Below are 8,747 nucleotides of genomic sequence, written 5' to 3'. Positions count from 1 at the left end.
TCAGCGATTCGGCCCTTCTATCCGTGAACGCCGAGGTTCCTACCTGGGCGGCGCCTCTCAGAGGCTCAGCGGAGGCGGGGTCGAATCGTTTTTGCTCCTATCCCCCTCCTGTGTCATCCGCTTGTGCTGCGGCCGGAACAGCCAGTGCCTGTACGGGTGCTGCCACCAATCCCGGTCGCGCGTTCGCGTCGTCGTCTCCCCGATCATGAATTCCGGGTGAATCCGCCGGATGCGCGCGCAGATGTGTTCGCACAGCTGGCTCTTGGCGATGGTCTTCTTGCCGGGTGCGCCGCCTTCCCGCAGCGACTCGTTCAGCCGGAACTGCATGGCGCCCAGCACCACGTCCACGCACTGCAGTGGCAGGTGCTCGTGCGAGTTCACCTCCGCCACCTGGTCCTGCGCGATGCAGATGCGCCCCGCGCGGTACTCGCGGCAGTTCTGCAGCGTGAGCAGGTGCGCCTTGAAGACGGCGTTCTTGTGCGGTGCGTCCGGCAACCGGTCCACGTACAGGCGCAGGTTCAACTCGGCGCGGTCGGGATTGCAGTGCCGCAGCCCAAAGGCGTACTTGAAGAACTGGTAGTACAGCAGGTGGTAGCGGTGCTCGCGGTGGTACGCCGTGCGTGGCGGCTGCGCGTCCGCCAGGGTGAACATGATGCGGATCTTCACGAGATCGCCGTCGATCAGGTCGAAGAACGCGTCCATCATCGCCAGATAGCGGTCCAGGTACGCCTCGCTGACCTTTTTCCACTTGATCTCCGCGCCCAGGCACAGCCGGTCCGCCTGCCCCTGCAGCACCTCCCGCACGTAGTCCAGGTCTTCCGAACGGATCAGCGCTCCGCCATAGAAGTTGGCGAAGTAGCGCCCCGTCTGGCTGGATTCATCCGTATAGATGACGTACTCGCGACTCATGGGAGATGGCGAGGATGCGGGTGGATCACGGATGCCGCGGAAGCGAAAGATCCAGGCGTGCGGATTCACGCGGCGGGAGGAGCGATGCCGCGCGGAATCCCTGGATTTGCGAAGGAAGTTAGGCGGAAAAACGTGCCCGGAACAGCCGGTAAAATGGGACAGGTGTGACCACGCGGAGCGGCAGGAGCCGAAGAAGGTATATCTTGTTTCTGCGCATGTATTTGGGTTGATCAAAGTGCCGTGCCGTGGGCGTGATGAGCGCCTGAAACACGTTTGCAATACCGTTTTGAGCCACGGATGCGCATCTGATCGATACTATTGCGCCAGGAACGGCCACGCCCGTACGCGCCAATCAATCGGACAGCCACTCCGCGACGGCGCGCTCCACCTCTTCCTGCGTGAACGTCGGCTCGTTTTCGAGGGACCAGAGCCCGCGCCGGATCGCATCGCGCACGTACGCGGCGTACTCGGCGGCGTCATCCACCGTGCCTTCATGGGACGGCGGGTACAGCACCTCGCGAAGCTTGTCATCGTTCTTTATCCCAGTCTCCCGTTGAACGATTCGCGGCCGATCCTCGCATGGAAGATCGGCCGCGTTTGCTTTCTCGCTTACGATGGAAACCGGACCCGGGGCGGGCGCTTGGGAAAGCGCCGTCGTGCGTGCATGATGGTGATGATCGAGGCAGTGTCCAGCCCGACCTTGTAGATGATCCGGTAATCGTAGACGATGATTTCCCGATAAGCGACTTGCTCCCATTCGGGAACGATCCGGCCGGAGAGGGGGAACCGCTGGAGCCGCCTCACCAATCCCGTCACCTTGGTCAGGACTATTTCAGCGGTGGCCGCTGAGTCCCGCTTGATGTATTGCGCGATGCGCTGGAGGTCTGCTGTTGCCCGGGTGGACCAGATCAGTCGGTGAGCCACTTGGCGACGAGCTGCTCGACCTCTTCCTGCGTAAAGGTCGGCTCGTTCTCCAGCGACCACAGACCCTGGCGGATCTGCTCGCGCACGTACTCCTGGTATTCCAGGTCTCCTGCCGTGGTGTCGTCCGGGAATTCATCCGGGACCACGTGAGTTCTGGCGTGGGCGCTGTTCATCGGCGGATCCGGCGCGGGTTGGTCGCGGCTGTCCATCTCGTGAAAATTCACTCCGGAACCTCGATTTGCGCAAGCCGGTCGTTTAGGCCACCGCGCGCTCAGGTGGCGGGGAGGGCGCAGCGAAGCCAGGCTGCGGCGCTGCCCGTGTGGTGGCCGCTGCCCTCGCTCACCAGCAGCACCGTGCCGTCGTCGTCGATGGCCACGCCCTCGCCCCACGTTTCGCCCAGGGCGGCGAGCTCCAGCGTGTAGGGGCGGCCGCCGCCGGCCAGCAGGTCCGCGGCGCGGTACAGCGCCAGCCGGCCGTACGTGCGGATGGCCACCCACCGCCCGTTGCGCGACGCGCCGGCGCCCGTGACGTAGTCGCCCAGCTGGGTGGGGCGGGGGGCGATCTCGCGCACGCGCTCCAGGTCCACGGCGGGGCCGGCGCGCAGGGGCGTGGGCCAGTGCCACAGCTCCACGGGCTCCGTGCGCCCCTTGGTGACGATGTACACCTCGCCGTCGGGCATGACGAAGATGGCCTCGGCGTCGCGGCCGTTCCCCGGAAAGCGCGCGTGGAACGCCTCCGCCGGCGCCGTGGCGCTGTCCGTGGCGGCGGGGGCGGGCGCGCGGTACAGCACCAGGTCCAGGGGCCGCGCCTGGTTGTTGCCGATGTCGGCCACGTACACGCAGGTGCCGCCGGGGCAGGGACCGATGGCCATGTCCTCCCAGTCGCGGTTGCGCGCGCCCGTGAGCCGCACGCGGCCCAGCAGCTGCCCGTTCACTCCCACGGCGAACAGGATGGGATCGTTGCCGGAGTCGCCGTGCGTCCAGAACAGCCCGCGGGTGCGCCGGTCCAGGGCGGCGCCGCTGGCCTCGGGCACGCGCGTGCCCAGGCTGAGCTCGGGGTGCGTGATGCGGCACTCGAGCGTCTCCTTGGCGTCCGCCGCGTCCGCGCGCGCCACCTCGTCCGCGTCCGCGCGGGGCCCGCACCCCGACGCCAGCGCGAGCGCCGCGGCGGATGCGAAGGTCCGCATCCGCCGCGCCCGCATCCACCGAAACCCGCGCTCAAGCGTCATGCGTCCGAGGTGATGATGGGCTGCCGGTCCGGGTCCGGCTCCTCCGCGGGGGCCACCTCGCGCGGGGCGGGGTCCGGGCGCTGGTAGTAGGTGCCGTCGGCGCCCAGCTCCCACAGGTCCGGCCGGGACAGGCCCTCGGCCAGGATCTCGTCCAGGCGCCGCCGGTGCTCGGGGTGCTGGATGGGGACGGCCACCTCCACCCGCCGGCTCAGGTTGCGCGTGCGCCAGTCGCCCGAGCCGATGAAGTACTCCGGCGCGCCCCCGTTCTCGAAGCGGAAGATGCGCGCGTGCTCCAGGTACCGGCCCAGGGCACTGTACACGTGAACGCGCTCGGAGAGCCCCGCCACGCCGGGCCGCAGGGCGCAGATGCCGCGCACGAGCAGCTCCACGTGCACGCCGGCCTGCGACGCGCGGTACAGGGCCGCGATCATGTCGCGGTCCGCCAATCCGTTGAACTTGGCCGTGATGCGCGCGTCGCGCCCGCCGCGGGCGTGCTCGGCCTCGCGCTCGATCATCTCCACGAAGCGGCGGCGCATGTTGTACGGCGCCACCAGCAGCTGCGCGTAGTCCTCGCGCCCCGCGCCGCCGGTCAACCCGTTGAACACCTCGTTCAGGTCCGCCACCACGGCCGGGTCCGCCGTCATGAGCCCCAGGTCCGTGTAGAACGCGGCCGTGGACGCGTTCAGGTTACCCGTGCCCACGTAGGCGTAGCGCCGCACGCCCTCGGCCTCGCGCCGCACGATCAGCGCGATCTTGGCGTGCACCTTGAGCCCCGGCACGCCGTAGATGACGTGGATGCCGAACGAGCGCAGGTGGCGCGCCCACTGGATGTTGCTGAGCTCGTCGAAGCGCGCCGTGAGCTCCACGAGGGCCACCACCTGCTTGCCCCGCGCGGCTGCCCGCGAGAGCGCCTCCACGATCTTCGACTTCGCGTTCGTGCGGTACAGGGCCAGCTTGATGGCCAGCACGTCGGGATCTTCCGCCGCCTCCACCACCAGCCGCTCCACCGTCCCCTCGAACGAGTCCTCGGGAAAGGAGACCAGCACCTCGCCGGCCCGCAGCGCGTCGAAGACGGAGCGGGTGCCCTGCAGGGGCTCGCGCGGCGGCGCGGCGGGCGGATAGTGAAGGAAGTCGCCCGGCAGGTCCGCCAGCTCGCGCAGCCCCCGCAGGTCGATGAAGGCGGGGATGGGATACACGTCGCCGTCGCCCAGGATGGCCACGCGGTCGGGCACCTCGTACTGCAGCTCGCGCAGCAGCAGGGCCCGCATCCCCTCCGGCATCCCCTCCTCCACCTCCAGGCGCACGACGGGGCGAAAGCGGCGCTTGCGCACCTGCTCCTCCACGGCGTGCAGCAGGTCTTCCACCTGCTTGCTCTGGATGTGCAGCTCGGCGCTGCGCGTCACCCGGAACACGCGCGGCACGTCCGTCTGCATCCCCGGGTAGAGCGAGCCGAACGCGTCGCGGACGACCTCCTCCACGGGGATGAAGCGGTGGCCGCCCGGGAGCGGCACCAGGCGCGGCACGCCGTCCGGCAGCTCCGCCACGCCCAGGTGCCGCGCGCCCGTCTGCGGGTCGCGCACCATGGCCGCCAGGGCGGGGCGCAGGTTGCGGATGTGGGGAAACGGGCTGCCCCCGCCCGCCGTCAGCGGCAGGAGGAGGGGATGGATGGTGCGCGCGTAGAACTCGCGGACGAACTCGCGCTCCTCGTCCGTGAGCCCGCCGGGATCCACGACGTGGATACCCTCCTCCGCCAGGGCGGGAAGGAGCTGGCCGCGCAGCAGGGTGTACGCGCGGTCCATCAGCCGCCGCGCGCGGATGCCGATGGCGTCCAGCTGCTCCTGCGGCGTGACGCCGTCGATCGTCCGCTTTTCGCTTCCCAGCGCCACCTGGCGCTTGAACCCGGCCACCCGGACGCGAAAGAACTCGTCCATGTTGGCGCCGAAGATGGAGACGAAGCGCACGCGCTCCAGCAGCGGCACCCGCGGGTCCTCTCCCAGCCCCAGCACGCGGCGGTTGAAGGCCAGGAGGCTGAGCTCCATGTTCAGCAGCGTTCCCGGGCCCAGCGCCTCGGCCTCTGCCTCGTCCTCCACGGTGGCCAGGGCGGCGCGGGCGCGGGCCTCGTCGCGCGGGTCCACCGTGTCCGCCGGCTCGAACGGCAGGGCGGAGCGGGCCAGCACGTGCAGGGCCGCCAGCGTGTCGCGCTCGCGCAGGGCGGGCGAGCCCACGGCCGACATCACCTCCTCCAGGGGCAGGCGCACGACCTCGCAGCGCGCGTCCTCGCCCACGGCGCCCACGCCCTCCGCCAGCCACACCTCCACGGCCGCCCGCTCGCCGCCCCCCGGGCCGACGCCGAGCAGGCGGAGCCGCGCGGCCGCGTGGCCAAAGCAGTCGCGGAGGACGCGACGGGCGGCCTCCTCCCCCGCGCCGGGGCCGGCGGGGACGCGCAGGGCGGCGCGGGCGCGGGTCAGCGCCACGCGCCCGTCGTCCACGGCCACGACGGCCACGCGGCGGGCCGTGCGGACGGCCTCTTCCAGCAGGTCCATCTCCCGCTCGCGCAGGGCGTGGCGGGCGCGCTCCAGCCGGTCGTCCTCCACCCGCCGCAGGCCGTGCGTGTGCCGCAGGGTGGCCGCCACGGGGTGATCGGCCCCGCCGCCGTCCGGCACCCGCACCTCCACCTCGCCCAGCCGCGCGCGCAGGTCGCCGTCGCGGGCCAGGATGGCGTCGCAGGCCACCTCCGCCTCGGCCCCGTCGCGGGTGGCAAAGGCACGCACGCGGCGGTGCGTCTCCAGCTCCACCCGCGGGACGAGGCGCGTGGGATCTACGAGGGAGCGCAGCAGCCGCGCGGGCTCGCTCAGCCCCAGCAGGGGCGCGTCGCTGGCGTCCGGCGGGAGCTCCACCGTGAGGACGACGCCCTGCTCCGCGTCCGGGCCGCTGCGGACGGCCAGCGTGCGGGTGCCGTTGGAGTAGTGGCGCACGCACGCCCAGGCACCCCGGCGCTCCAGGTCGCCCTGCTCCGTGTCGTGGTAGACGTCGCGAAAGCCCAGGGTGCGCGGAACGCCGGCCCGCAGCCCGTCGGGGGCGGGGCCGGCGGCGATCTCGTCCAGCACGCCGGGGGCGGCCGGGTCGAAGCGGATGGGAGCCAAGGGTGGGTCGCCGCCGGGTACGGAGGGGTTCGCGCGTGGCATCCGCATCATCAGAAGGGAAGGCCCAGGCGCAGGTAGACGATGCCGCGCTCGCCGTACGCGTACAGCAGGCTGGCCGTGTACGATCCCGCCCGCACGAAGCCGCCGCCGCCCACGCCCGTGTGCCAGTCACCCGCGGACTCGCCGTCGTACCATACGCGCCCGGCGTCCGCCAGCGCCAGCACGCCCACGGGTCCCGCCACCGGCACGCGCAGCTCCGCGCTGCCGAAGGCCATGGCATCGCCCGCGTACCGGTTGAAGGTGTAGCCGCGCACGGTGGGCGAGCCGCCCAGGAACGCCGCGTACTGCAGGGGAAAGTCGCCCAGGACGGCCTGCCCGCCGGCGCGCACGGCCAGCACGCTGCCCGCCAGGGGCACGTACGCCGTGCCCACGGCCCCCGTCCGCGCGAACGAGCGGACCTCCTCGCCCTCGTCCAGCGCGCCGGGGGCGGAGTAGGGAAAGCCGTCCACGCTGGCCGACAGCGTCCACCCGCGGCGGGGGAAGCCCGCGTTGTCGCGGCGGTCCCACGCCAGCGCGGCGCGGGCGCCCGCGCCCACCCAGGTGTCCTGGCCGTACGGCACCACGACGGAGACGGGCGTCCCCCCTCCCCCGGCCGGGTCCCCGCCCAGGAGGGGATGCGAATTTTCCGGCTCGGGATCCGTGTAGCGCAGCAGGGCGGCCAGGTTCAGCGAAAGGCCGCCGGGGCGGTGCAGGACCACGCCGGGCTCCAGCAGCAGCTGGTTCTCCCAGAGGATGTAGCGCCGGTCGCCCTCGGGGCTCCCCGTCTCGTTGCCGTAGCCCGTGAAGTACGACGCCTCCATCTGCGACGCGCGGGCGAACAGGTAGCCGTACGACGCGCTCCCCGTCCAGCGGCGCGTGTACTGCGCCTCGGCGCCCCAGCGGTTGTACAGCGGGGCATACAGGGCGCGGGCCTGCCAGCGCGTGGCCCAGGGGTACCGGCGAAAGCCGTAGCGCGTGACCTTGGGGCCCACGCCCACGACGACGTCGGCGAAGGGGCGGATGCCCACCATGGGCGAGAACGCCGTGCGCTGCACGCCCCAGTCGCGGGGCGGGTCCACGGCGTCGCTGGCGTCGTCGGGCGTGAGCTCGTAGCGGGGCGTGTCGAACGGGCGCGTGTCCACGGCCGTGTTGCCGCCGCGGACAAGGGTGTTGCGTCCGTCGTCGTCGAAAAAGGCGGTGCGGGCGCCGTGGCCGCGGTCCTCCAGCCGGTCGTCGCCCGCCGCGCCGATGACGCGCACGAGCATGCCGCCCTCGCCGCGCACCTCCGCGCGGTCGTCGCCGCCGTGCAGGAACACGCGCACCTCGCGCGTCTCGCCCCGGACAAAGTGTCGCTGGTAGAGGACGGGGCCGTTCTCGCTTCCCGCGTGGATGCGCACGTCCAGGGCGTCGGGCGAACGCTCGATGATGGCCACGTCCGTCCCGTCCGTGCCGTGCGCCTCGGGCTCGCCCGCCATCATGCGGTACCACTCCTGGGCGGCCTCGGGCAGCCGGTCGCGGCGGGCGCGCAGGGTGGCGGCCAGCCGCGCGCCCTCCAGGGCCTGGTACGCGGGCGGCAGCTGGCGGACGGCGTCGTCGATGAGGGCGTCCGTCAGGCGGGCGCGCAGGCCGGCGGCGGCGCGCTCCCACGCCGCGCGGTCCAGCCCGCCCAGGAGGCGGCGGTCCAGGTACTGGCCCTGCTCCACGAGCCCGTAGACCACGCCCTCGTAGTCCGGGTGAAAGCGCACGGCCTTTTCCAGCATGGGGCGGGCGACGTCCAGCAGCAGCCCGTCGTAGTCCACGAACACGTAGTCGCGGTCACGGGGCAGGGCGCGCCAGGTCACCGTGCCGTCCCGCTGGTCGAACCGGGCCCACTCGTACTGGTCCTCGTGGCGGTCCCAGTCGCCCAGGTAGATGTCCATCAGGCGGACGGCCAGCAACTCCTCGGCGGCCAGGCGGTTGCGCGGGTCGGCCAGCAGGGCCTGCAGGAAGTCCTCCGTGTCCTCCAGCTTGGGCGATCCCCCGAAGCCGTCGTCCGGGCGCTCCTCCATCTGCCCCAGCATCCCCGCGAACTGCTCACGGAACTCGCCCAGGCGCGGGTCGTCGGGCATCACGAACAATTGCGGATGCACGTGCAGGGCGCCGGTCGCGTCCATCAGCCGGCCGGCCACGAGCGCGCCGGCCGGGTTCTGCGAGCTCACCTGGTCCCGCAGCAGCCACCCCGCCGGCCCGCCGCGCCCGCCCGTGCCGCGGCCCGGGTCCTTGTCCACGGAGCGAAAGCCGTACTCCTTGCCGTCCGCCCCGCGAAAGCGCAGCGAGAGCGTCTGGTTGCCGCCGCCCGTCTCCGTGGGCGTGAGCCCCCCGGCGAACGAGCCCAGGTCCAGCACGGGCACGTCGATGGGCGCGGCCCACAGGTCGCGGTACGAGCGGCCCAGGAAGAACCGGCGCAGCGACCCCGCCTGGTAGCCCGGGTTGGCCACCACGCGGACGGTGTCGTCCCGCGCGGG

General features: G+C 72.1%; 7 protein-coding genes. All 7 read right to left on the bottom strand.

Going from position 1 to position 8,747, the window contains the following annotated elements; translation table 11 throughout:
* Positions 1–57: 57 nt before the first annotated feature.
* Positions 58–909, bottom strand: coding sequence for a DUF3800 domain-containing protein (locus VFZ20_RS29630; RefSeq protein WP_329687576.1), 852 nt, complete (start codon positions 907–909; stop codon positions 58–60).
* A gap of 352 nt (positions 910–1,261) precedes the next feature.
* Positions 1,262–1,393, bottom strand: coding sequence for a hypothetical protein (locus tag VFZ20_RS29625; RefSeq protein ID WP_329687575.1), 132 nt, complete (start codon positions 1,391–1,393; stop codon positions 1,262–1,264).
* Positions 1,394–1,518: 125 nt separating this feature from the next.
* Positions 1,519–1,833: a type II toxin-antitoxin system RelE/ParE family toxin gene (locus tag VFZ20_RS29620; RefSeq protein WP_329687574.1), complete on the bottom strand. Its 315-nt coding sequence runs from the start codon at positions 1,831–1,833 to the stop codon at positions 1,519–1,521.
* Positions 1,818–2,042, bottom strand: a complete 225-nt coding sequence (locus tag VFZ20_RS29615; RefSeq protein WP_329687573.1) for a hypothetical protein — start codon at positions 2,040–2,042, stop codon at positions 1,818–1,820. The genes VFZ20_RS29620 and VFZ20_RS29615 overlap by 16 nt, the downstream gene beginning before the upstream one ends.
* 62 nt (positions 2,043–2,104) lie before the next feature.
* Entirely contained in the window at positions 2,105–3,061 is a 957-nt protein-coding gene (locus tag VFZ20_RS29610; protein WP_329687572.1) for a hypothetical protein, read from the bottom strand.
* Positions 3,058–6,204, bottom strand: a complete 3,147-nt coding sequence (gene ppk1, locus VFZ20_RS29605; protein ID WP_329687571.1) for a polyphosphate kinase 1 — start codon at positions 6,202–6,204, stop codon at positions 3,058–3,060. The genes VFZ20_RS29610 and ppk1 overlap by 4 nt, the downstream gene beginning before the upstream one ends.
* Positions 6,205–6,254: 50 nt before the next feature.
* A partial coding sequence (locus VFZ20_RS29600; RefSeq protein ID WP_329687570.1) for a BamA/TamA family outer membrane protein occupies positions 6,255–8,747 on the bottom strand: 2,493 nt, incomplete at its 5' end.

It is taken from the genome of Longimicrobium sp., assembly GCF_036280135.1.
GTDB lineage: Bacteria > Gemmatimonadota > Gemmatimonadetes > Longimicrobiales > Longimicrobiaceae > Longimicrobium.
This window is presented reverse-complemented; position numbering and strand designations above follow the sequence as displayed.